The organism is Streptomyces sp. NPDC026515, from assembly GCF_055567595.1.
On record NZ_JBVHQD010000001.1, the window covers coordinates 472345 to 495736 of the forward strand.

Genomic DNA, 23392 nt, shown 5'->3' on the forward strand with positions numbered 1-23392 from the left:
CTCTAGAAGTACCCCTCGCGCTTGCGGTCTTCCATCGCGGCTTCGGAGAGCTTGTCGTCGGCGCGGGTGGCGCCGCGTTCGGTGAGCCGGGAGGCGGCGATCTCGGCGATCACCTTCTCGATGCTGTCGGCGTCGGAGTCGACGGCGCCCGTGCAGGACATGTCACCGACGGTCCGGTAACGCACCTGGCGCTTCTCGACGCTCTCGTCGTCCCGCGGGCCGCCCCACCCGCCCGCCGTCAGCCACATCCCGCCCCGCTGGAACACCTCGCGCTCGTGCGCGAAGTAGATGTCCGGCAGCTCGATCTCCTCGCGGGCGATGTACTGCCAGACGTCGAGTTCGGTCCAGTTGCTGAGGGGGAAGACGCGGACGTGTTCGCCGGGGGCGTGGCGTCCGTTGTAGAGGTTCCACAGCTCGGGGCGCTGGCGGCGGGGGTCCCACTGGGAGAACTCGTCGCGCAGGGAGAAGACCCGTTCCTTGGCGCGCGCCTTCTCCTCGTCCCGGCGGCCGCCGCCGAAGACCGCGTCGAACCTCTCGCTCTGGATCTTCTCGGTGAGCGGCACCGTCTGCAGGGGGTTGCGGGTCCCGTCGGGCCGTTCGCGCAGCGCGCCCCGGTCGATGTAGTCCTGCACGGAGGCCACGTGGAGACGCAGCCCGTGGTGCTCGACCGTACGGTCGCGGTACTCCAGGACCTCGGGGAAGTTGTGGCCGGTGTCCACGTGCAGCAGCGAGAAGGGGATCGCGGCGGGGGCGAACGCCTTGAGTGCCAGGTGCAGCATGACGATGGAGTCCTTGCCGCCGGAGAACAGGATCACCGGCCGCTCGAACTCGCCCGCCACCTCGCGGAAGATGTGGACCGCCTCGGACTCCAGCGCGTCCAGGTGGGACAGGGCGTACGGGGTACCGGTGCCCTCCTCGTGGGTCGCCACGGTCGTCATGCCAGTCCCTTCTCGGTGAGCAGGGCGTGCACGGACGCCGCGGACTCCTGCACGGTCTGGTGCTGCGACTCGATCCGCAGATCGGGCGTCTCGGGCTCCTCGTAGGGGTCGTCGACCCCCGTCAGCCCGGTCAGCTCACCGGCTGCCTGCTTGGCGTACAGACCCTTCACATCGCGTACGGAGCACACCTCGACCGGGGTCGCCACATGCACCTCGACGTAGGCGGTGCCGTTCTCCTCGTGGCGCTTGCGCACCGCGTCCCGGCTGTCCGCGTAGGGGGCGATCACCGGGACAAGGGCCATGACGCCATGACGTGCCAGAAGTTCGGCGACGAAGCCGATGCGCTGCACGTTGGTGTGCCGGTCCTCACGGCTGAAGCCGAGGCCCGCCGAGATGAACTCGCGGATCTCGTCGCCGTCGAGCACCTCGACGCGGTGGCCCTCGGCGCGCAGCCGGTCCGCCAGCTCGTACGCGATGGTGGTCTTGCCGGCGCTCGGCAGACCCGTGAGCCAGACGGTGGCTCCGGTCGTCACGTGATTCTCCTGTGTGTCGGTGGTCGTCGCGAGGGGGGTGCCGACCTGCGCCCCGAAGGCCTGTGCGGTCATCCGTGCAGGCCGCACTCGGTCTTGGCGCGCCCTGCCCAGCGGCCGGCGCGCGCGTCCTCGCCCTCCAGCACCCGGCGGGTGCAGGGGGCACAGCCGATCGAGGCGTAGCCGTCCATCAGCAGGGGGTTGGCCAGCACCCCGTGCTCCGCGACATACGCGTCCACGTCGTCCTGGGTCCAGCGGGCGATCGGCGAGATCTTGACCTTCTGCCGCTTCTCGTCCCAGCCGACGACCGGCGTGTTCGCCCGGCTCTCCGACTCGTCGCGGCGCAGCCCGGTCGCCCAGGCCGTGTAGTTCGCCAGGCCGCGCTCCAGGGGCAGGACCTTGCGGAGCCGGCAGCACAGGTCCGGGTCGCGGTCGTGCAGCTTCGGCCCGTACTCCGCGTCCTGCTCGGCGACCGTCTGGAGCGGGGTGAGCGTGATGACGTTGACGTCCATCACGGCCTCCACGGCGTCCCGGGTACCGATGGTCTCCGGGAAGTGGTAGCCGGTGTCGAGGAAGACGACGTCGACCATGCCGTCGCTCCTGCGGGCGCGTGAGGCGAGGTGGGCCACCACCGCGTCCTCCATGGAGGAGGTCACGCAGAAGCCCTTGCCGAAGGTGTCCACCGCCCACTGGAGGATCTCCAGGGCCGAGGCGTCTTCGAGATCGCGGCCCGCCTGCTCGGCCAGTGCCTTCAAGTCGTCGGTGGTGCGGTCTTCCTGAACGGTGGTCATATCTGTTCCCCTCCGGCCTCGGAGTGCTTCAGCCCCCGGGCGAGCAGCCCGAGGAACTTCAGCTGGAATGCGCGGTTGCACGCCGCGCATTCCCAGGCGCCGTGGCCCTGTTCGTTCGGACGCAGGTCCTCGTCGCCGCAGTAGGGGCAGTAGAACGGGGCGGCCCGCTCGCTCATGAGAGGGCCTCCTCACTGGCGCGGGACGCCCAGGCGGCGAACCGCTCGCCGTCCTCGCGCTCCGCCTGGAAACGCTTGAGCACCCGCTCGACGTAGTCCGGGAGTTCCTCCGAGGTCACCTTGAGACCGCGGACCTTGCGGCCGAAACCGGCCTCCAGGCCCAGGGCGCCGCCCAGGTGCACCTGGAAGCCCTCGACCTGCTCGCCCCGCTCGTCGAGGACCAGCTGGCCCTTGAGACCGATGTCCGCGACCTGGATGCGGGCGCAGGCGTTCGGGCAGCCGTTGAGGTTGATGGTCAGCGGCTCGTCGAAGTCGGGCAGCCGGCGCTCCAGCTCGTCGATGAGCGAGGCGCCCCGCGCCTTCGTCTCGACGATGGCGAGCTTGCAGTACTCGATGCCGGTGCAGGCCATGGTGCCGCGCCGGAAGGCAGACGGCCTGGCGGTCAGGTCCAGTGCCTCCAGGGCCTCGACCAGCGAGTCGACCTGGTCCTCGGTGACGTCGAGGACGATCATCTTCTGCTCGACGGTGGTCCGTACCCGGCCCGAGCCGTGGGCCTCGGCGAGGTCGGCCACCTTCGCCAGGATGGCCCCGTCCACCCGGCCGACGCGCGGCGCGAACCCGACGTAGAAGTTGCCGTCCTGCTGCCGGTGGACACCGATGTGGTCGCGCCAGCGCTGCAGGGGTTCGGCCGGCGCGGGGCCGTCGACGAGCCCGCGCTCGAGGTACTCCTCCTCCAGGATCCGGCGGAACTTCTCCGCGCCCCAGTCGGCGACCAGGAACTTCAGCCGGGCGCGGGTGCGCAGCCGCCGGTAGCCGTAGTCCCGGAAGATGCCGATGACACCGGCCCAGACCTCCGGGACCTCCGCCAGCGGCACCCAGGCGCCCAGCCGGACGCCGATCTTCGGGTTGGTGGACAGACCGCCGCCGACCCACAGGTCGAAGCCGGGGCCGTGCTCGGGGTGCTCGACGCCGACGAAGGCGATGTCGTTGATCTCGTGCACCACGTCGAGCAGCGGCGAACCGGAGATCGCGGACTTGAACTTGCGCGGCAGGTTGGAGAACTCCTTGCTGCCGATGTACCGCCGGTTGATCTCGTCGATCGCCCAGCTGCCGTCGATGATCTCGTCCTCGGCGATGCCGGCGACCGGCGAGCCGATGACCACGCGCGGGGTGTCGCCGCACGCCTCGGTGGTGGACAGGCCGACGGCCTCCAGGCGGTTCCAGATCTCGGGAACGTCCTCGATGCGGATCCAGTGCAGCTGGATGTTCTGCCGGTCGGTGATGTCCGCACTGCCCCGCGCGAACTCCTGCGAGATCTCTCCGATCACCCGCAGCTGCTGGGTGGTGAGGCGGCCGCCGTCGATCCGCACCCGGAGCATGAAGTACTTGTCGTCCAGTTCCTCCGGCTCCAGGACGGCCGTCTTGCCACCGTCGATGCCGGGCTTGCGCTGCGTGTACAGGCCCCACCAGCGCATACGTCCGCGCAGGTCGTTGGGGTCGATCGAGTCGAAGCCGCGCTTGGAGTAGATCGTCTCAATGCGTGTCCGCACATTGAGACCGTCGTCGTCCTTCTTGAACTGTTCGTTGCCGTTGAGCGGGGTGAAGTGCCCCATGGCCCACTGCCCCTCGCCGCGGTGACGACTCACCTTGCGGCGGGGCGCGGAGGCGGGGTTCTGCGGGGTGGCGGCCATGGCGATATACGTCCTTCGGACAGGTGGGAAGCGGCTCTTACCTGCGCCTGCGGGCGCGTGGGGGCATGTCTGCGCGACACTGCGCAAGGAGAGGTCTGGACAGCGGGGAGCGGCGGTGCTGTGCTCTCAGCCCGCCGGACAGATGGCGCTGGACATGCGGCCGAGGTCGACGTGCCGCCGACTCACCAAGGCGATTCCAGTTCCAGACATGACGGAAGCGTGTCACGCGGATCTCGGGCCAGTCCACCATCGTCCGTGATTCGGACGGATCTATTCTGAATACTGAGACGTGATGGTGTGGGTCACGCCGCGGGTCGTGGATCCGGGTGGGCCCCCGGCCAGGGGCCCGGGGCCGAGACGTCCGGTTCCTCCTCGACCTTCGTGTCGAAGAGCCGGAAGCCCCGCCGCTGGTAGTTGGCCATCGCGTGCTCGCCGTCCAGGCTGCAGGTGTGCAGCCACACCCGCTTCGTCGGCGGCAGCCCGGGCCACCGGTCCGCCAGGTCCCAGGCGCGTGCGGCGCCGTGGGAGAGCAGGTGACCGCCTATCCGGCGGCCGCGGAACGCCGGGACCAGGCCGAAGTAGAGGATCTCCACGACCCCGCCCTCCTGCGGTTCCAGCTCGACGTAGCCGGCCGGGGTGCCCCGGTCGTAGCCGACCCAGGTCTCCACGCCCGGCCGCTCCAGGTGCTCGCGCCACCGGGCGTACGTCCAGCCCAGCCGGTCGGTCCAGCGGATGTCGCCGCCGACCGAGGCGTACAGGAAACGGCTGAACTCGGGGGAGGGGATCTCCGAGCGCACGACCCCGACCGTGCCGCCCTCCGGCACGGCGGCCGGGAGGAGGTCGGCGGACGAGGTCTGCTCCAGGGACCAGGTGGTCACGACGATGCTGCTCATGGGGCCAGGCAATCATCCCGGCACCGGCCGTGTCGACGTCCGTTATCCGAGGGACGCGTCGATCGAGCGCAGCGGTACCGAGAACAGCATGCGGCCGGTGAGCGACCACACCTCGCCGGTGTCGGGGGCGTAGGAGAGCGAGCCGGTGCTCTCTCCCCAGCAGCGGTGCGAGGCGTCCGAGCCGCAGCGGGCCGCCTGCGCGCCCTTCGTGTCCTGGCGCCACAGGCTGCCGTGCCCGTCCATGGCGCCGGGGAGGTGGCCGACGTACCACTCGGAGGCGGTCGCCCCCGGCGGGCGGTACGCCAGGACGCCACGGATCTCCGAGGCCCCGGTGCGGTACGCCTCGACCGCGTCCGCCCGGCCCGCGGGGTCGGTGGCGAGCGGTCCGTCGTGCTTCGGGTTCTCGTCGAACGCGTACCGCCACAGCCGGGCCCGCTGATCGCTGTCCGCGGGTGTCCACTCGCCCAGGACCAGGCTGTCCGGGGCCGTCCCGCGGTCCACGGCGAGCGCGCTGGGACAGGGCGCACCGGTCTCGGAACAGGCTCCGGCGGTGAACCGGTACGAGCCCACGGCGGGCATCACGTACCGGAAGCCGTCGGCCGACCAGCCGCCGCGCACCCGGCCGATCGCGGCGGACAGCACGGAGGTGCGCTGGATCCGGTTCAGGTCGTAGACGTAGAGCGCGTCGGCGCTGCCCGGGGTGGTGGTGACCAGCAGCTTGTCCTCGTACCAGGCCATGCCGGAGATCTGCGAGGCCAGCCCCCGGTAGGTGCGGCCGTCGGCGCTGGGTACGGTCAGCAGCACCCAGGAGTAGGAGGGGTGTGCCGGGTCGTTCTCGTTCACGACCGCGACCCTGGCCAGGCCCCGGGAGGCGGCCGGGCCGCTGTCGGCGCTGTGGGTCCAGCCGGCCAGGACGACCCGGTTGGCGCCCCACAGGCCGTCGTCGTCCGCGTCGGAGGAGGTGGTCACCGAGGCCGGGCGCCAGTCGTCGGTGAGGGTGTCGGAGGGGTCCCAGCAGTACGCCGCGGTGGCCTCCGGGGTGACCGGCAGCGAGTCCCGGTCGGCGGAGTCGCAGTCGGCCGCGGTGCGCAGGTTGTGGTCGGCGTCCTCCAGTACGTCGGCGACTCCGATCGTGCCGCCCATCGCCGAGGCGAGCCGGTCCAGCGAGCGGCGCGGCACCAGGTTCTCCTGAAGCTGGAGCCGCCCGGTGTCGGCGGCGGCGGTCAGCGGCTTCAGCGCGCCGGGGTCCTCGGCGACCGTGGCCTGCGAGGCACTGACGATCGTGGCGGTCGCGGTGAGTGCCAGCGCGGCCCCGGCCAGGGCCGCGCGCAGTGCCGTGCCCCGCCTGCGCCGCCGGTGTCTGCCGCGATGCTTCATGTGTCCTCCCGAGGCGGGCCAACTGTGCCTCATGGTCCGTACGTTGACCGAGGAGCAGTTGGTGATGCCCGTAACGGGATGCTACGGCAGTCGGGGCGCCCGTACCGCGAAGACCCCGCAAAAATGCGGAAGATACCTCCTCTGATGCCCCGGATGCGTCGAATGGGCGCCGGGGTGCGGACCCGCACGCCACGTCGCGGCTTCAGCGGGACCGGAGGCCCGGCCCTCTGCCCGCGGCCACCGCCGGGGCGTTCGAGCAGGGCAGCAGGTCGTGCGGGTCGGCGGGGAGCAGCACCTCGATCTCCGCGTCCTCCCGGAACCGGTAGGGCCGGTGTTCGAGCAGCGCCCCCAGATAGCGCCGGATCCGGGACATCTCGGCGCGCACGGTCACCGTCCTGGAGGCGTCACCGAAGACGTCCTCGGCCAGCCCGGCCGCGCTGCGCCCGGCGCGCCGCACCGCCAGCAGATACAGCAACTCGGCGTGCCGGGGACTCAGTTCCCGGGACCACGAGCAGGCGTCGCCGCCCACCGTCACGGAGGGCCGGCGCGGCCGGGCCAGGTCGAGCACCAGCCGGCCGCCGCCCGCCGGTGCGGGTTCGTCCACCGCCCGCAGCAGCCAGCCCCCGGCCAGCGGCTCCACCACGCACAGCCCGAGCGCCGGCAGCCAGCGGCGGCCCGGCGAAAGGGACTTGGGCAGCGCGAGCCGCTGCGGATACGGCATGCCGATGACCGCCGCCGTCCAGCCGCCGGCGTCCACCACCAGTGCCCGCCCGGCCAGCCGGGCCAGCACCGGCGCCGCGACCGCGCGCAGCCGCTCCAGCGCGTCCAGGTGCAGTTCCCGCAGCCGGGCCTCGGCGAGTTTCGCCACCGAGTCCACCCAGGCCAGGATGGCCGGATGCATGGTCTCCAGCGGGCCGCTGATGTCGACCACGCCGAGCAGCGTGCCGTCCCGGGGATCGGTGATGGGGGCGCCGGAACACGTCCATGAGGTGAGCGAGCGGGCGAAGTGCTCGGCGGCGAAGACCTGGACGGGGCGCCGCACCACCGCCGGGGTGCCGATCCCGTTGGTGCCCACGACGTCTTCGCGCCAGTCGGCGCCGGGTGCGAAGCCGACGCCGTCCGCCTTGCGCAGCACCGGCGAGGAACCCTCGCGCCACAGCACCCGGCCCTCGGCGTCGGCCACCACCATGATGTGCTGGGCGATGTCGGCGACCGAAAGCAACCCCTCGCGCAACACCGGCAGTACCTCCCTGAGCCGTGACTCCTCTCGCCTGCGCCGCACCTCGTCGGGGGAGAGCGGCCCCGCACCGAAGTCGTGGTCGGGGTCGACACCGCTGCGCAGCGTCCGCCCCCAGGACTGCTCGATCACCGGCCGCGGCGCGATCCGCCCACGCTGCCCGGCGAGTCTCGCCTCCCGCAGTTCGCTCAGTAACCGTGCCGCCTGCGCCGCGTCCACCGCGGCGAGTCGCGCCACGTCCATCGGCGGGTTCCCCACTGATGTCCTCCCGGACAGTCCTCGGAAAAGGTGTGGAAGTGTGTTGTCAAGCCGTCCGGGCGGCGGTTTCCGGTCCGGCTGCGCGTCTCATACTGCCGTTCTCCCGTGCCGGAGGCACACAGTCCGTCCACAGACACCGAGATGTTGCAACCCCTTGCAACCCTGGTGAACGGACCGCGGGTGGCCGAAAATTGAGCCGACGCTTCGGCGTCGGTGGCCTGACATGGGCCGAAGGAGCGGGGGTGGTGCCGTGTCGGCGCAGCACCACCCCCGTGCGCCTCAGGCCGGGACGCCTGCCCGGGCCCGGTCCACCACGGCCGTCAGGTCCAGGCCCTTGGGCAGGGTGCCGAAGGAGGAACCCCAGTCGTTGGCCAGTCGTGACGCGCAGAAGGCGTCTGCCACCTCCGGGGGTGCGAATCGGACCAGCAGGGAGCCCTGGAGCACCGTCGCCAGGCGTTCCACGAGGCGTCTGGACCGGGCCTCCATGCCCTCCAGGTCGGCCAGTTCGGAGAAGAGGTCCTTGACCGCGCGGTCCAGCCGGTGGTCGGCGCCGTGCGCCCGGCCGATCTCCTGGAGGTAGGCGTCCAGCGCCCCCGGCTCGCGTTGCAACGCCCTCAGGACGTCCAGGGCCTGGATGTTTCCCGCGCCCTCCCAGACCGAGTTCAGCGGTGACTCGCGCACCAGCCGGGGCAGCCCCGACTCCTCCGCGTAGCCGTTGCCGCCCAGGCACTCGGCGGCCTCCACGGCGACCGGCGCACAGCGCTTGGTCACCCAGTACTTGGCGGCCGGCAGCGCCAGCCGCAGCAGGGCGCGTTCGGCCTCGCCGTCGTCGTCGTAGGCGGCGGCCAGCCTGAGTGCGAGCGCCGTCGCGGCCTCCGACTCGATCGCGAGGTCGGCCAGGACGTTGCGCATCAGCGGCTTGTCGGCGAGCTTGCCGCCGAACGCCTCGCGGTGCGTGCAGTGGTGCACGGCCTGGGCCACCGCCTGCCGCATCAGCCCCGCCGAGCCCACCACACAGTCGAGCCGGGTCGCGGCGACCATCTCGATGATGGTCCGCACCCCGTGCCCCTCCTCACCCACCCGCCGCGCCCAGGTGCGGTCGAACTCCACCTCGCCCGACGCGTTCGACCGGTTGCCGAGCTTGTCCTTGAGCCGCTGGAGGAGGAAGACGTTGCGGGTGCCGTCCGCCAGCACGCGCGGCACCAGGAAACAGGTCAGTCCGTCCGGTGCCTGGGCCAGCACCAGGAAGCCGTCCGACATCGGTGCCGAGCAGAACCACTTGTGCCCGGTGAGCGTGTACGTCCCGGACTCGGCCAGCGGGGCGGCGACGGTCGTGTTCGCGCGTACGTCGCTGCCGCCCTGTTTCTCCGTCATGCCCATGCCGAAGAGGGCGCCGGCCTTCCGCGCGGCCGGCCGCAGCTCACGGTCGTAGATCACGGACGTCAGCAGCGGTTCCCATACGGCGGCCAGCTCCGGGTCGGCGCGCAGCGCGGGCACCGCCGCGTTCGTCATCGACAGCGGGCAGCAGTTCCCGGCCTCGGCCTGGGTCCAGACCAGGAAGGCGGCCGCCCGCCGGACGTGCCCGGACGGCCGTACCCAGCCCGTGGTCAGACCCGCTCCCACGCCTTTGCCGAGCAGCCGGTGCCAGGCGGGATGGAACTCGACCTCGTCGACGCGGTGGCCGTAGCGGTCGTGGGTGCGCAGTCGCGGCGGGTGCTCGTTGGCCTGCGCCCCCCACTCCTGGACCTGCGCCGAACCGGCCGAGACGCCGATCGACGACAGCTCGGCGCGCACCTCGTCGAGCAGTTCCGGGGCGGTGTGCCGGGCCACCGCCTCGACGAGGGCGTGGTCGGCGGCGAAGAGGTCGTATCCGACCAGCGGGGGCGGCTGGTTGGTCACGGTATGGGTGGTGGTGCCTGCCATGTCTGCGAACCTAACCGGGGGCGACGGCGGTGGTCTCCAGCGTGACACAGGGGTACCCCCGATCGCCGCGCAAGATCCCGTGGGGTCCGGAAGATCGCTCGGGGACCCCCGGAAGATGAGTACCGCGCCGGACGGCGGATACCGTTAGGGCGTGCAGCCAGCAAGCGATACCCCCGAGCGGCCCTCCGGCCGGCTCCACCGGGCCAGGGCCCTCTACCGGAACGTCTCCAAGCGCAGGACGGCCTGGCTGCTGGTCAAGGACACCGTCAATTCCTGCATGGAGTACCGCATCCTCGGCCTCGCCGCCGAGGCCGCCTTCTTCACGCTGCTGTCCGTGCCGCCGCTGCTGCTCAGCCTCATCGGCCTGCTCGGCTACGTCGACGACTGGACCGGTGCCGACACCATCGCCAGCCTGGAGGCCAACCTCCTGGACGCCTCCCGGACCGTCCTGTCCGACAAGGGCGTCCGGGAGATCGCCGAGCCGATCCTGCACGACGTGATGCGGGGCGGCCGCCCCGACGTGATCTCCATCGGCTTCCTGTTCGCCCTGTGGTCGGGCTCGCGCGCGGTGAACGTCTTCATCGACACGATCACCGTGATGTACGGTCTCGACGGCGTCCGGGGCATCGTGAAGACCCGGGTGGTCTCCTTCCTGCTGTTCGTCGCGGCCCTGCTGATCGGCTCGGTGGCGCTGCCGCTGATGGTGGCCGGGCCGGACGCGGTGGTCCGGATCGTGCCGTGGTCGGAGACGGTCGTACAGGTCCTGTACTGGCCGGTCGTGATCGTGCTGTCCATCGTCTTCCTGACCACGCTGTACCACGTCTCCGTGCCGGTGCGCTCGCCGTGGATCGAGGACGTGCCGGGCGCCCTGGTGGCCCTGGCCATGTGGGTCCTCGGCAGCTTCCTGCTGCGCATCTACCTGACCAACACCGTCGAGGGCGCGACGATCTACGGCTCGCTCGCCGCGTCCGTCGCCGTGCTCCTGTGGATCGGTGTGTCCGCCTTCGCCGTGCTGGTGGGCGCGGCGATGAACGCCGCCATCGACCGGGTGTGGCCGGCCGCGGCCACCGCCGCGGCGCGCGCCGCCAACGAGCGGCTGCGGGAGGTCCAGGTCGCCGAGTACGTCGCCCGCGCGGCCGCGGCCCGGGACGCGGACCCGGGGGACCCCGACGACCCCGACATGCCGTCGGAGTTCCCCGAGCGCTGGTCCCGGTTCCTGCCGCCGGAGGACGTCACGGCGCGGTTGCGTACGCATGTGAAGAGCAGCCATCCGCCGCGCAAGCCTGACGGCAGCTGAACGGGCGCGTCTGGGCTGGCGTACGTGTACAAGGAGCGGGTGTCCCGGCTTCCCGGTGCCGTCGTCTGGGTGAACAGACCCGGCGAGGGCGGAGCCGGGCGGGTACTGCCCGACGGGTGCATGGATCTGCTCTGGCACGAGGGGCGGCTGCTGGTCGCCGGGCCCGACACGCGCGCGTACGTCACCGAGGGCGCCCGGGGCGTGTGGGTGGGCCTCCGTTTCCACCCGGGCACCGCGCCCGCCGTCCTCGGCGTCCCGGCGCACGAACTGCTCGACCGGCGCGTGGAGCTGACCGACCTGTGGCCGCCCGCGGTGGTACGACGGCTGCGCGACCGCGTCGGTGCCGCCGCCGACCCCGCCGCCGCGCTGGAGCGGATCGCCCTGGAACGGGACGTGCCGGCCGACCCGTTGCTGAAGCGGCTCGTCGAGGCGCTGGACGCGGGGCGTCCTGTGGCCGCCGTCGCCGACGAGCTCGGCCTGGGTGCCCGCCAGTTGCACCGGCGCAGTCGCGACGCGTTCGGCTACGGTCCCAAGACGCTCGCCCGGGTGCTCCGGATGCAGCGCGCCCTCTCGCTCGCCCGGAGCGGGGTGCCGCTCGCGGAGACGGCGGTCCGGGCCGGGTACGCCGATCAGCCTCACCTATCCCGCGAGGTGAGGGAGTTGGCCGGACTGCCGGTGACCGGGCTGCTCGGCGGGTAGCGGGGCGAACAGGTCGACGCCGTTGCCGTCGGGGTCGTGCACGGTGGCGTACCGCTGGCCCCAGAAGGCGTCCCACGGCTTGAGCTCGCCGTGGTGGCCGGCGCCGACGAGGTCCTCGTAGGCCGCGTCCACCTCGGCCGGTGATCCGCAGCGGAAGGCGAGCCCGACCCGGCCGCCGCCGGCCGGCGGGCGCCAGGCCGGGTGGAAGGAGCGGACCGTCTCCTCGGTGTCCAGGGCGACGACGAGGCCGCCGGGCAACTCGGCCTCGACGTGCGGCTGTTCCTCGGCGCCGGGCGGGAATTCCAGGCCCAGGCGACGGTAGAAGGCGAGGGAGGCGGCCAGGTCGGAGACGACCAGGCCGATCACGGCGAATCGTGGAGTCATGACGTCACCGTAGGCACGGGCCGTGGCGCCGGTCTTGAAGGAATCGGACACTCAGGAGAAGATCACGGCCCCCCGCGGGGTGTCGACGGTGAAGGAGAACGCCACCGGTCCCTCGGTCAGGACCAGGTCCGTGCCCAGGGCCCTCAGCAGAGGGCGGACCCGCGCGGGGTCGGGGACGGTCGCGGAGAGCGCGAGCAGCGGAGTGACCGGCAGCCCGGAGGCCGTCGGGTGGAGCGAGGAACCCCAGTCGATCAGGAACGGCACCAGGCCCGAGGGATGCGCGGTGGTGCTGTCGGTCAGACGCCACTCGAGGAGTGTGCCGTCGGGGCGCCGGCGGCTCATCGGACGCGGGGTGCCGGGGTCGTAGCCCCGGGCCCGTGCGGCCGCGACCGCCCCGTCCAGGTCCGGCGGGCTGATCGCCCAGGTCACCGTGCGGGCCGTGGTGAGTCCGTCGACGCCGAAGGGGCGGGCGCCTGGCGGTACGGACTGCTCCGGGTCCGGGCCGATGATCTCCAGGTAGCCGGTGCCGCCCAGCGACACCAGATGGTTGCGGGTGCCGAGGTCCGGATGGGCACCGCCGGGCACCGGCGCCACACCCGTCCGCCGCGCGAAGTCGGCGACCGTCGCGGCGAGGTCGGGGGTCGCGAGCACCAGGTGGTCGAGGAGGGGCGGGGTGGCGTTCATCGAGGCGAGCCTAGGGCCTGTCCGGCGGGGGCGGACAGGTGGCGGGGCGACCGGGAAAACCGGGTGCCCGTGGCACACCCGTGCGGCACGATGGGCGCATGATCCGTGCCGTGCGCGTCCTGCCGACCCTGCTCCTGGCCGCCGCCCTGCTCAGCGGATGCGGTACCGAGAAGGCGGACCCCGGCGCCTCCCGCTCGCCCGCCGACCCGGCCGAACTCGCCGCCAGGGCGAAGGCGTCGGGTATGAACCCGGACTTGGTGTACGTCACCGGGGCCCCGGGGTTCACGCTCGCCCGGCAGTCCGTCGGGGTGCAGGGCGCGGACGGCTTCTCCGCCGCGTACACGGACGAGACCGGCGCCGTCATCCACCTCTACACCGACCACCTGCGCTACGCAGGGCAGCACAAGTACGAGGTGAAGGAGAAGGACTGTGTGGTGTGGCTCGAAGGCGAGGGCGGCGTCTCCGGCGCCGTACTCGCCAAGGCCGTGCGCGCGGTCCGCCGGCCCACCGCCGGCGAGCTCGACACCCTGCTGCCCACGCCCGACCCGGCCTTCACCGACGACCAGCCGGTGCAGCGGGGCGATCTGCCGTCCAACGGCGACGGCGCGCCCGACAACAGCGTTCCGACGCCCGGCCTTTGAACCGCCGGCGGCCATGGGCGACCATGCGGTCATGGCCCCTCGACTGCTCGTGTGCACCCGTACCACCGGCTACCGCCACGACTCGATCCCCGACGCCGTCGCCGCCGTACGGGAGTTCACCGACTTCGACGTCGACGCCACCGAGGACCCGGCCGCCCTGGAGCAGCCGCTGGACGGGTACGCGGCCGTCGTCTTCCTCTCCACCAGCGGCGAGATCCTGACACCGCGGGGCCGCGACCGGCTGGCCGCCCACGTCGAGGCGGGCGGCGGTTTCGCCGGCGTGCACGCGGCGGCCTGTACCGAGTACGGCTGGCCGTACTACGGCGAACTCCTCGGCGCCCGCTTCGACCGCCATCCGGAGTACCAGCCCGGCCGGGTGCTCGTCGAGGACCACGGCCATCCCGCGACCCGGCGGCTCCCCGCGGTCTGGGACTTCACCGACGAGTGGTACGACTTCAGGGACAACCCGCGCGGCCGGGTACGGGTGCTGCTGCGCGCCGACGAGTCGTCGTACGACGGCGGCACCATGGGGGACGACCATCCACTGGCCTGGTGCCGCGAGCAGGGGGCCGGACGGGTGTTCTTCACGGCACTCGGCCATGCCCCCGAGGCCTACCGGGATCCCGGCTTCCTGACCCATCTGCACGGGGGGCTCGCCTGGGCCGCTCGGCTCGGCCAGTGACGTTTCTCCGGTGAACTCGATCCACCATTGGGGTGAGTAAAGCTCGCGCACACAGATAGTCACGTGCGTATCTAGAGATGCTCTTGTCTTGGCAAAGGGCTGTCGAGACGCGGAGGTCACGGAGCCGCCGCGCCACCCACCCACAGGAGGAGCCGGACCTTGACTTACGGGAAGAAGCTGCGCGAGCAGATCGCCGGGCCGGGGACCACCCCGCTGATCGGCGTGTACGACATGTACTCGGCGTCGATCGCAGCCAAGCACTACGACGGGATGTTCGTCTCGGGCTTCGGCTTCGCCGCCTCGTACTACGGCCTGCCGGACATCGGATTCATCGCCTGGCCCGACATGGTGGCCTTCGTCCAGCGGCTGCGGGGTGCGTTCCCGCACCACCACCTCCTCGTCGACATCGACGACGGGTACGTCGACCCCGAGGTGGCCTGCCACGTCGTGGAAGGGCTGGAGCGGATCGGCGCCTCCGGGGTGATCCTGGAGGACCAGAAGCGGCCGCGCCGCTGCGGGCACGCCGACGGCAAGCAGGTGCTGCCCCTGGAGGAGTACCTGGACAAGCTGGAGAAGGTCCTGGAGACCCGCCAGGACCTGGTGGTGGTGGCCCGCACGGACGCCACCGACGAGCACGACATCCTGCACCGCGCGGAGCGGCTGGCCGCCACCGACGCGGACGTGATCCTCGTCGACGGGGTCCGCAGCGAGGAGTGGATCCGCCGCATCCGCAAGGTCGTCGGCGACAAGCCGCTGCTCTTCAACCAGATCGGCGGCGGCAAGTCACCCCGGCTCTCGCTCACCGAACTGGACGAGCTCGGCGTCGACGTCGCCATCTACTCCACCCCCTGTCTGTTCGCCGCGCACGAGGCCATGGAGAGCGCGCTGGGCCGACTCAGGGCGGCGGACGGCCGGCTGCCCGCGGTGGACGCGGCCGGTGGCGTAGGGGTCAAGGCGTCCACCTCCCTGCTGGAACGCAACATCGCCCGGGAGCGGCTCGAGGAGCCCGAGGGCGTGGGCGTGTGACGCGGTTGCCGACGGCGGTGGCGGTGGCGGCGGCGCTGCTCGGCGCCGCCGCGGTCCCCGGGCACGCGGCCGGGAGCCTGATCACCGTGATCGACAACTCCAACGCCGACTCCATCCTGGAGGTGGACCGTACGGCGAACGTCCAGGCCGGGCGGGGCACGGCCGGCAGCGACCACGACGGGAGCGCCGTGGAGGCGATCCAGGCGCTGCGCGGTGAGCTGCCTCAGAGCGACGACGACTGAATGACCGGCCGGTGGGCAACCGCGCGTCCGTCGTGACGGGGCGCGCGGTTGCCCACCGCTCTTGACGGGGTGTTCCGGCTCACTCCTCGTTCGTGTCCGGGCGGCCCTCGTCGTCCAACTCCACGTCCTCCTTCGGGTCGTGCCGCTCGTCCGGGGCGGCCACCGTGGCGTGGTGCTCGGCCGGGGCACAGGCCGCCGGGGCGCGCAAGGTCGGATTCATGCACAGAAAACGATCTCGAGCCGGGAAGCGGCCGGCCGCCCGCGGTACGCCAAGTAGCCGCGGGTATCCGCCGGGACGCCGTGTACGGCGGAATACTGGAACTGGATGTGGTGCTCTTTTCCAACCGGTGTCGTGGCGTGCGGCGGGAGGAGCTGGTGGGCGGATGACGGCAGACCGGACGGACCCGACGGGACCCGTGGCCGGCACCCCGTACGGGGCGGTCCGCGGCAGGTGGGAACACGGGGTCGCGGTGTTCCGCGGCATCCCCTACGCCGCCCCGCCCTTCGGGGCGCACCGGTTCCGTCCGCCCGTGCCGCCCGAGCCCTGGGACGGCGTCCGGGACGCGGGTGACTTCGGGCCGACGGCACCCAAACCGCCGTACTCGGAGGCGTTCGCGGAGTATCTGTCCGACCCGGTGATCCCCGGCGACGACTGCCTCAACCTCAACGTGTGGACCCCGGAGCCGGGCCCCGGCGCCCGGCTCCCGGTCCTGGTCTGGCTGCACGGCGGCGCCCTGACCCGGGGATCGTCCGCCGTACCCGTGTACGACGGCCACGCGTTCGCCCGTGACGGCGTGGTCTTCGTCTCCGTCAACTACCGGCTGGGGGTCGAGGGGTACGGCCTGTTCCCCGACACCCCGCCGAACCCCGGCCTGCGCGACCAGCTCGCCGCCCTGCGCTGGGTCCACGCCACCGTCGCCGGGTTCGGCGGCGACCCCGACCGCATCACCCTCTGCGGCCAGTCGGCGGGAGCCATCAGCGCCGGCGCCCTGCTGGCCGCGCCCCAGGCCCAGGGGCTGATCCGCCGGGCCGTGCTGCAGAGCGGCCCGCCCGAGGCCGCGGAGCGCGACAAGGTGCGGCGCATGGTCCGCCGGATGGCCAACCGGCTGCGTGTCCCCGCCACCGCCCAGGCCTTCGCCGAGGTCGACCGCGAGCTGCTGCTGCGCACCCAGGCCGAGGTCGGCCGGCTGAGCAGCCCGGTCCTGGGCGGCCCCGCCTTCGGGATCGTCGTCGACGGCGACCTCGTCCCGCGCGACCCCCTGGAGGCCCTCCTCGACGGCGAAGCGGCCCACGGCGTGGACCTCCTCATGGGCTGGACCCGCGACGAGTACCGGCTCTGGCTGGTCCCCGGCGGCCTGCTCGACCACGTCGACCGGCTCGGCCCGGTCGCCCTGGCCGGTGCCATGGCCCGCTGCCACGCCGGCCACGAGGTGCCCCGCGGCTACCGCCTCCTGCACCCCGAGGCCGGCACCGCCGAGACCGTCGGCCAGATGGTCACCGACCACCTGCTCCGCCGTCCGCTGCACCGGCTGGCCGAGGCCCGGCCGGGCTCGTCGTACCTCTACGAGTTCGCCTGGCCCTCCAACCGCCCCCGGCTCGGCGCCTGCCACGCCCTGGAGCTGGGCTTCGTGTTCGACACCGGGGACGGGCCCGACGCGGCCCGGCTGGCCGGTGAGGGCGCCCCGCAGCGGCTGGCCGACGAGACGCACGGCGCCTGGGTGCGGTTCGCCGCCACCGGGGACCCCGGCTGGCGGTCCTGGGACGACACCCATCCGGTCCGTGTCCTCGGCGACGGTGAGCCCCGCACGGTGTCCGGTCCCCGGGACCGTGAGTTCGCCCTCTGGACACCGGGTGCGGTGCCGCGGTCCGAGCGGACCGCCGAACCGGCCACGGCCGTACGCCGGCTGCGCCGCTCGGTGGCCGCGGTACGCCGCCGCTGAGCCCCGCGGCCGCGCGGGGACCAGCGCGCGGTGGTCAGCGGTCCTGCGGGCCCCGGACCGCCCGGGCGATCCCGGCGATCGCCTCCGGTCCCACCCGGCAGCAGCCCCCGATCAACCGGGCCCCCGCGGCCCGCCACCCCGCGACCTGATCCGCCGCGAACGTCGACCGTCCCGTCCACGTCCGCGCCGCCGCGTCCCACACCTCCCCGCTGTTGGGGTAGACCACCACCGGCTTCCCGGTCACCCGCGCCGCCACCTCCACCGCACGGTCCACGTCCTCGGGCGCACAGCAGTTCACCCCCACCGCGATCACCTCGTCCGCGTCGGCGGCCAGGGCGAACGCCTCCGCCAGCGGCTGTCCCGCCCGAGTCCGCCCACCCGCCACGCTGTACGACAGCCAGGCCGGCACCCCCAGCCCGCGCACCGCCCGCAGCAAGGCCGCCGCCTCCTCGGCGTCGGGCACGGTCTCCAGCGCGAGCACATCCGGCCCGGCCCCGGCCAGCACCTCCAGGCGGGGCCGGTGGAACCGCTCCAGCTCCCCGACGCTCAGCCCGTACCGCCCGCGGTACTCGGAGCCGTCCGCGAGCATCGCCCCGTACGGCCCGACCGAGGCGGCCACCCACAACGGCCGTACGATCCCCTCGGCCCGCGCCCGCCGAACCGCGTCCCGGCCCAGCCGCACGCTCAGCGCGAGCAGCCGGGCGGCCTCCTCGTGAGCGATCCCGCGCTCCGCGAACCCCTCGAACGTGGCCTGGTAACTGGCGGTGATCGCGACGTCCGCGCCTGCCCCGAAGTACGCGAGGTGCGCGTCGCCCACCGCGTCGGGCCGGTCGGCCAGCAGCCGTGCCGACCACAGCGCGTCGCTCAGGTCGTGTCCGGAGGACGCCAGCTGGTTGGACATACCGCCGTCGAGCACGACCGTCCCGGCGGCGAGGGCGTCGGCGATGCCGGGGGAGTCGTCGCTGTCCATGCCCCGACGCTAGCCGACCCGGCAGCGAGCGGCCGACGGTGTCCGCCTCCCGGTCCCGGTCACCACGCCCGGGCCGCACACGCGCCGCCCGCCGGCCGGCCCTGCGGGCGGACCGTCGAGGGCCGGCCGAGGTCCTGTTCGGACCAGACGACCTTGCCGCCGGACTCCGGGCGGGAGTCCCACCGGCGCGACAACTGGGCCACCAGAAACAGGCCGCGGCCGTTCTCGTCGGTGGTGCGTGCGCGGTGCAGACGCGGGAGGCAGTCGGTGGTGTCGAAGACCTCACAGGTCAGGACCTGGTGCTGGATCAGTCGCAGTCCGATGGGGCCGCTGCTGTGGCGGACGGCGTTGGTGACCAGTTCACTGACGATCAGTTCCGTGGAGTCCTCAAGGCTTTCCAGGCCCCATTCGGCCAGCTGACCGGCGGTCAGGCGGCGGGCGCTGCGGACCGCGGTCCGGTCACCCGGCAGCGTCCACGAGGCGACCTGGGCGGGACCGAGTGAGAGGGTGCGCACCAGGAGCAGGGTGACGTCGTCGGACGGTGCCGGGCCCGGGAGGGTCTCCATCGCGCGGTCGCAGAGGTCCTCCAGGGAGCGCGCCGGTTCCGACAGCACGGCGCCCAGGTGGTTCATCCCCGCCTCGATGTCGTGGTCGCGGGTCTCGATCAGGCCGTCGGTGTACAGGGCGAGGAGACTTCCCTCGGGCAGCTCCAGCTCCACGGCCTCGAAGGGGGTCCCCAGCCCGACGCCGAGCGGGGTGCCGGTGGGAAGGTCGGGGAAGGTGACCCGGCCCTGCGGGTCGACGATCGCGGGCGGAGGGTGCCCGGCCCCGGCCATGGTGCACCTGCGGGTGGCCGGGTCGTAGACGGCGTACAGACAGGTGGCGCCCATCACGGCGGCCAGCTGGTCCGGGATGTCCCCGACGTCCTCGCCCAGCCGCTCCAGCGTGTCGTCGAGGCGGGTCAGCAGCTCGTCGGGCGGCAGCTCCATCTCGGCGAGCATGTGTACGGCGGTGCGGAGCCGGCCCATGGCGGCGGTCGCGTTGATGCCGTGGCCGACCACGTCGCCGACGACGAGGGCGACCCGCGCGCCGGACAGCGGGATCACGTCGAACCAGTCGCCCCCGACGCCGATGTCCAGGTCGGCGGGCAGATAGCGGGAGGCCACCTGGACCGCCGTGCCGCCCCGCAGACGCTGCGGGAGCAGGTTGCACTGGAGCGCGAGGGCCGTCGCGTGTTCGCGGGCGTACAGTCGGGCGTTGTCCAGGGACAGCGCCGCGCGGCTGACGAGCTCCTCGGCGAGCAGCAGGTCGTTCTCCTGGAACGGCGCCGGGTCCTCGGTGCGGATGAACAGCGCCATTCCCAGCAGCACACCCCTCGCGCGAATGGGGACGACCATCAGCGAGTGCATGCCGTTCTCGTGGATCTTCCGCGCCCGTACCGGGTCCTGGTCGGGCCAGGTGCCCGGAGCGGTGTCCAGGACCGGCTCCAGGTGGGATCTCCCGGTGCGCAGGACGTCGGTGAACGGCGCGGCGGGCGGCACGGGGACCGCCTCGCCGCGCTCCCACGGGGATTCCGGGACCCCCTGGCGGATCGAGGCCAGCCCGGCGCGCAGGAAGACGGGGAGGCGCTCGCCCGTCGGGCCGATACGGACGGCGGGCCCTTCTCCCGTCGGGACCGAGTGCTCCAGGTCGACGACGGCGTAGTCGGCGAACAGGGGTACCGCGAGATCGGCCAGTTCCTGGCTGGTCCGCATCACGTCCATGGTGCTGCCAAGACGGGTGCCGGCCTCACTGAGGATCGCGAGGCGCTCCTGCGCCCGGCGGCTCTCGGTGACGTCGACACTGATCGTGCACACCCCGACGGGCCGCCCTTCGGCGTCCTGGAGGCAGAAGAAGGAAGCCATGAGGATGTGCTCCCGGCGTGGACTCGCCGACAGCCGCCTGCGGAACTCGTGGACGCCGGGTGTGCCGGTGCGCAGGGTCTGCCGCATCGCCGCCTCGAACGCCCTGGCCTTGGCCGCGGGCAGCGTGTGGGTGGACCGCCGTCCGAGCCGTTGCTCGGGGGAGACGCCGTCGTGGCTCTCCATCGTGTCGTTGACCCAGGTGCAGCGCAGCTGCGAGTCGCGGACGACGATGCCGATCGGTGAGCGGGTGAGGAGCGATTCCCGCACCGATCCGTTCGTGGCTTGGCGGGAGAGCTTGCGGACGTCGGTCACGGACACCAGCCACCGGACGGCTCCGTCCTGCCCCCGCAGCATCGAGATCCGCAGGCTGACGGTGAGCTGCCGGCCGTCCCGGTGGCGTACCGCCGTCGTGCCCGACCAGCCCTTGCGGGCACGGCATCGTTCGACGAACGCCGATATCGTCGGCGCCTCCTCGAAGGACGGCACCACCAGGGCGGCGGACCGGCCCACCATGTCCCCGGCGGGGTATCCGACGAGCCGCTCGGCGGCCTGGGTCCAGCCGAGCACCGTCCCCTGCTCGTCGACCATCGCGATGGCGGAGTCGGACATCTCGTGGGTGGTCGGCTGCCTGTCGAGTGTCGCCGTGTGAGTGCTGCGCATCGAGCTCTTGTCCTTAGGTGAATGGGGCGGAGGGACGCTGTTCGTGCCTTGTCTCCGGTCCCGGATCCAGACGCAGATGCGAACGCCGGTTCGGTGTCGTTTGCGTGGTTTTGTCTCTAGACCGGGCTCCACTCCGATGTGTGACAGCGTCACTCGGCCGGATTCGGGGGAAGCGTGCGCCGGTGCCTTGACTCCTTGCGGGGGAGGGAGTGGCGCATAAAGCTATGTAAAGGACATATCCATCGCCGGGGATGCCGGGGAACTTGTCGACCAGCAAGGAATCTGCGCGATGCCGACGAACAGCAACCCACCGGACGGCTCCGAGGACCTCCGGGAGGCGGAGGCGGTCTTCCAGGACGCTCGCGGCGCCATGTTCGGGATCGCCTACCGGATGCTCGGCAGCGTCGCTGAGGCGGAGGACGTCCTTCAGGAGGCCTGGATCCGCTGGCAGACCTACGACCGGTCCAGGGTGGACAGCCCACGGGCGTTCCTCACGACGACCGTGACCAGACTCGCGATCAATGTGCTGCAGTCGGCGAGGGTCCGTCGGCAGGCGTACGTCGGGCCGTGGCTTCCGGAGCCGGTCGACACCAGCGGCGACCCGGCGCTGGGTGCCGAGAACACGGAGGCGCTGGAGGTCGCGGTGCTGATGCTGCTGGAGAAGCTCACCCCCACCGAACGCGCGGCCTACGTCCTCCGGGAGGCGTTCGACTATCCGTACGAGCAGATCGCGGAGGTCATCGGCCAGACCAACGCCAATGCCCGCCAACTCGTGAGCCGCGCGCGCAAGCACCTGGCCGCGGAGAAGCGGGCCGGTGTCCCGGCCGCGGACCACCAGAGGTTCCTGACGGCGTTCGTGGCCGCCGCCCAGGAAGGGGAAGTGGCCGTGCTGGAGCGGCTGTTCACGGAGGACGTCGTCTCGTACTCGGACGGCGGAGGCGTCGTGCGGGCGTCCAAGTTCCCGGTGGTGGGCCGTCATCGCGTGGCGAAGTACTACCACGCGTTCGCGGACCGCTTCTGGGTCGGCGTCACGGTGGAGCCGGCCGAGGCGAACGGCAGGCCGGCGGTGAGTCTGTCCCGCGACGGCGCCGTGTTCGCCGTCCTCACGGTGAGCGTCACCCCGGACGGCATCGACCGGGTGATGGTCATGATGAACCCGGCGAAACTCGCCGCCATGACCGCCTGAGTGCCGGCGCCCGAGCGAAAGGGCCCCGCCCCGCGGCGGTCTCCGCTAGGACCGCTCGCGGGAGGGCGGGGCCATCCGCCCCCCCATCACTGCACGGGGGGGCGGACCGCAGGCGGCCGTCCCTTGACGCCTGCCTTCCGAAAATAAAACGAACAGTTCTTTTTTACAAGCCCTGACCGAGCATCCGGTCAAGGAAAACGAATGTTCATCTTGACCCGTCTCGTCGGAACCCGCAGGATGGAGCACGAAAACAGAATGATCATTCCGGATAAGGGAGGGTGGCGGCATGGGCTCGGTGCGGGCCAGGGGGCCGGTGTGGTCGCACGCCCGGTCCCGCGTCGCGCTCGTCACGGGCGCCGTCGTGCTGTTGCTCGGTGTCGAGCTGGCGCTCGCCGCGCCCTACGCGTGCCGTGCGGCGGGGCGGCTGGCCCACGCTCGGCCTGCCTGGTTCCTGCCGGCCGTCGCCGCGGAGGTGATGTCGATGGCGGCCTTCGCCCGTCTGCAGCGCCTGGCCCTCGGGGTGGGCGGGCTGCGGGTGGGACTGCGTGCCGCGGCTTCCGCCGTGTTCGCGGGAAACGCCCTCAGCGCGACGCTGCCGGGCGGCAGCCTGGTGTCGGTCGCCTACCGGACGCGGCGCATGCGTGCCTGGGGCGCCGGCGTGCCGCTGATCGGCTTCACCCACGCGGTCACCGGGGTGCTGGGCACGGTCACGCTCGTCATGCTCGGGGGGTTCGGCGCGCTGCTGGCGGGGGACGGCGCCCGGCTCACCGGGGCGGCCGTTCAGGTGGCGGCGGCCGGTGGCGGCATCGCCGTCGCGCTCGTCCTCGTCCGGCATGCCGGTGTGCTGCGCCGTCCGGTGGGCGCCCTGCTCCGGGCGTGGCGGAGGCTGCGGCGCGGCGAGGGCCGGCAGACGTCGGCCGACGGCCTGCTGGGAGAGCTGGCCGCCCTGCGGCCTCCGCCGCGCTTCTGGGTCCTGGGGCTCGGCGCCGCCCTGGTCAACTGGGTCGGCGACCTCGTGTGCGTGCTCGCCGTGTGCCATGCGGTGGGCCGCGCGCCGGCTCCGGGCGAGGTGCTGCTCGCCTACGTGGCCGCGATGACGGCCATGTCGGCGCTGCCCCTGTTGCCCGCGGGGCTCGGACCGCTGGACGCGGCTCTGGTGCTGACCCTGCATCGCGGCGGAATGCCGATGGCCGACGCCACGGCCGCCGACCTTCTCTACCGGACCCTCAACCCGGGGCTGATCGGCGTGGCCGGGTGGTCGGT

The 23392-nt window shown here is 72.5% G+C and carries 23 protein-coding genes and 1 pseudogene; 9 read left to right on the forward strand and 15 right to left on the reverse strand.

Annotated features, from left to right (window positions below):
* Positions 1 to 2: 2 nt before the first annotated feature.
* The 10 genes from cysD to ACZ4O3_RS02015 form a co-directional block, all read right to left on the reverse strand.
* Positions 3 to 938, reverse strand: a complete 936-nt coding sequence (gene cysD / locus ACZ4O3_RS01970; protein WP_467720819.1) for a sulfate adenylyltransferase subunit CysD — start codon at positions 936 to 938, stop codon at positions 3 to 5.
* Positions 935 to 1543, reverse strand: a complete 609-nt coding sequence (cysC, locus tag ACZ4O3_RS01975) for an adenylyl-sulfate kinase (protein WP_384993381.1) — start codon at positions 1541 to 1543, stop codon at positions 935 to 937. The genes cysD and cysC overlap by 4 nt, the downstream gene beginning before the upstream one ends.
* The gene (locus tag ACZ4O3_RS01980) at positions 1540 to 2259 is read right to left on the reverse strand and encodes a phosphoadenylyl-sulfate reductase (RefSeq protein ID WP_467720820.1); all 720 of its coding nucleotides are present in this window, start codon (positions 2257 to 2259) and stop codon (positions 1540 to 1542) included. The genes cysC and ACZ4O3_RS01980 overlap by 4 nt, the downstream gene beginning before the upstream one ends.
* Complete coding sequence (locus ACZ4O3_RS01985) at positions 2256 to 2435, reverse strand: hypothetical protein (RefSeq protein WP_217546992.1); 180 nt, start codon at positions 2433 to 2435, stop codon at positions 2256 to 2258. The genes ACZ4O3_RS01980 and ACZ4O3_RS01985 overlap by 4 nt, the downstream gene beginning before the upstream one ends.
* Positions 2432 to 4126 (reverse strand): nitrite/sulfite reductase, encoded by a 1695-nt coding sequence (locus ACZ4O3_RS01990; RefSeq protein ID WP_467720821.1) that lies wholly within the window; start codon positions 4124 to 4126, stop codon positions 2432 to 2434. Before ACZ4O3_RS01990 ends, ACZ4O3_RS01985 begins: the two co-directional genes overlap by 4 nt.
* 126 nt (positions 4127 to 4252) lie before the next feature.
* Positions 4253 to 4336, reverse strand: coding sequence for a putative leader peptide (locus tag ACZ4O3_RS01995; protein WP_309500612.1), 84 nt, complete (start codon positions 4334 to 4336; stop codon positions 4253 to 4255).
* A 92-nt stretch (positions 4337 to 4428) separates the two neighbouring features.
* Positions 4429 to 5019, reverse strand: a complete 591-nt coding sequence (locus ACZ4O3_RS02000; RefSeq protein WP_362719485.1) for a GNAT family N-acetyltransferase — start codon at positions 5017 to 5019, stop codon at positions 4429 to 4431.
* A 42-nt stretch (positions 5020 to 5061) separates the two neighbouring features.
* The gene (locus ACZ4O3_RS02005; protein WP_467720822.1) at positions 5062 to 6396 is read right to left on the reverse strand and encodes a hypothetical protein; all 1335 of its coding nucleotides are present in this window, start codon (positions 6394 to 6396) and stop codon (positions 5062 to 5064) included.
* A gap of 202 nt (positions 6397 to 6598) precedes the next feature.
* On the reverse strand, positions 6599 to 7876 hold the full coding sequence (locus tag ACZ4O3_RS02010) for a GAF domain-containing protein (protein WP_467720823.1): 1278 nt from the start codon (positions 7874 to 7876) through the stop codon (positions 6599 to 6601).
* A 294-nt stretch (positions 7877 to 8170) separates the two neighbouring features.
* Positions 8171 to 9814: an acyl-CoA dehydrogenase family protein gene (locus tag ACZ4O3_RS02015; RefSeq protein ID WP_467720824.1), complete on the reverse strand. Its 1644-nt coding sequence runs from the start codon at positions 9812 to 9814 to the stop codon at positions 8171 to 8173.
* A gap of 151 nt (positions 9815 to 9965) precedes the next feature.
* On the opposite strand from ACZ4O3_RS02015, the gene ACZ4O3_RS02020 reads away from it, so the two are divergent.
* A complete protein-coding gene (locus ACZ4O3_RS02020) occupies positions 9966 to 11111 on the forward strand; it encodes a YihY/virulence factor BrkB family protein (protein ID WP_384993398.1) in 1146 nt (381 codons plus the stop codon).
* A gap of 24 nt (positions 11112 to 11135) precedes the next feature.
* Complete coding sequence (locus ACZ4O3_RS02025; protein WP_467720825.1) at positions 11136 to 11810, forward strand: helix-turn-helix transcriptional regulator; 675 nt, start codon at positions 11136 to 11138, stop codon at positions 11808 to 11810.
* Here the strand turns inward: ACZ4O3_RS02025 and ACZ4O3_RS02030 are convergent.
* The gene (locus ACZ4O3_RS02030) at positions 11751 to 12194 is read right to left on the reverse strand and encodes a VOC family protein (RefSeq protein ID WP_467720826.1); all 444 of its coding nucleotides are present in this window, start codon (positions 12192 to 12194) and stop codon (positions 11751 to 11753) included. The genes ACZ4O3_RS02025 and ACZ4O3_RS02030 overlap by 60 nt on opposite strands.
* A 51-nt stretch (positions 12195 to 12245) precedes the next feature.
* Positions 12246 to 12878 (reverse strand): VOC family protein, encoded by a 633-nt coding sequence (locus tag ACZ4O3_RS02035; RefSeq protein WP_467720827.1) that lies wholly within the window; start codon positions 12876 to 12878, stop codon positions 12246 to 12248.
* A 98-nt stretch (positions 12879 to 12976) separates the two neighbouring features.
* Between ACZ4O3_RS02035 and ACZ4O3_RS02040 the strand changes: the two genes are divergently transcribed.
* From ACZ4O3_RS02040 to ACZ4O3_RS02055, 4 genes are all read left to right on the forward strand, one after another.
* Positions 12977 to 13519 (forward strand): membrane lipoprotein, encoded by a 543-nt coding sequence (locus tag ACZ4O3_RS02040; RefSeq protein WP_467720828.1) that lies wholly within the window; start codon positions 12977 to 12979, stop codon positions 13517 to 13519.
* A 31-nt stretch (positions 13520 to 13550) separates the two neighbouring features.
* Positions 13551 to 14201, forward strand: a complete 651-nt coding sequence (locus tag ACZ4O3_RS02045; RefSeq protein ID WP_362731869.1) for a ThuA domain-containing protein — start codon at positions 13551 to 13553, stop codon at positions 14199 to 14201.
* A 159-nt stretch (positions 14202 to 14360) separates the two neighbouring features.
* A complete protein-coding gene (locus tag ACZ4O3_RS02050; RefSeq protein ID WP_384993414.1) occupies positions 14361 to 15227 on the forward strand; it encodes an isocitrate lyase/PEP mutase family protein in 867 nt (288 codons plus the stop codon).
* Positions 15224 to 15469: a hypothetical protein gene (locus ACZ4O3_RS02055; protein WP_467720829.1), complete on the forward strand. Its 246-nt coding sequence runs from the start codon at positions 15224 to 15226 to the stop codon at positions 15467 to 15469. Before ACZ4O3_RS02050 ends, ACZ4O3_RS02055 begins: the two co-directional genes overlap by 4 nt.
* Before the next feature lie 79 nt (positions 15470 to 15548).
* Here ACZ4O3_RS02055 and ACZ4O3_RS02060 read toward each other — a convergent pair whose 3' ends face one another.
* Positions 15549 to 15689, reverse strand: coding sequence for a hypothetical protein (locus ACZ4O3_RS02060; RefSeq protein WP_362732905.1), 141 nt, complete (start codon positions 15687 to 15689; stop codon positions 15549 to 15551).
* Positions 15690 to 15852: 163 nt separating this feature from the next.
* Between ACZ4O3_RS02060 and ACZ4O3_RS02065 the strand changes: the two genes are divergently transcribed.
* Entirely contained in the window at positions 15853 to 17409 is a 1557-nt protein-coding gene (locus ACZ4O3_RS02065; RefSeq protein WP_467720830.1) for a carboxylesterase/lipase family protein, read from the forward strand.
* Between the two features lie 34 nt (positions 17410 to 17443).
* Here the strand turns inward: ACZ4O3_RS02065 and mmuM are convergent, their stop codons facing one another.
* Both mmuM and ACZ4O3_RS02075 read right to left on the reverse strand, forming a co-directional pair.
* Positions 17444 to 18379: a homocysteine S-methyltransferase gene (gene mmuM / locus ACZ4O3_RS02070; protein WP_467720831.1), complete on the reverse strand. Its 936-nt coding sequence runs from the start codon at positions 18377 to 18379 to the stop codon at positions 17444 to 17446.
* Between the two features lie 59 nt (positions 18380 to 18438).
* A complete protein-coding gene (locus ACZ4O3_RS02075) occupies positions 18439 to 20943 on the reverse strand; it encodes a SpoIIE family protein phosphatase (protein WP_467720832.1) in 2505 nt (834 codons plus the stop codon).
* 289 nt (positions 20944 to 21232) lie between these two features.
* Between ACZ4O3_RS02075 and ACZ4O3_RS02080 the strand changes: the two genes are divergently transcribed.
* The gene (locus tag ACZ4O3_RS02080; RefSeq protein WP_362728449.1) at positions 21233 to 22129 is read left to right on the forward strand and encodes an RNA polymerase sigma-70 factor; all 897 of its coding nucleotides are present in this window, start codon (positions 21233 to 21235) and stop codon (positions 22127 to 22129) included.
* Between the two features lie 286 nt (positions 22130 to 22415).
* A pseudogene (locus ACZ4O3_RS02085) lies at positions 22416 to 23345 on the forward strand (lysylphosphatidylglycerol synthase transmembrane domain-containing protein); the annotation flags it as partial.
* Between the last annotated feature and the right edge of the window lie 47 nt (positions 23346 to 23392).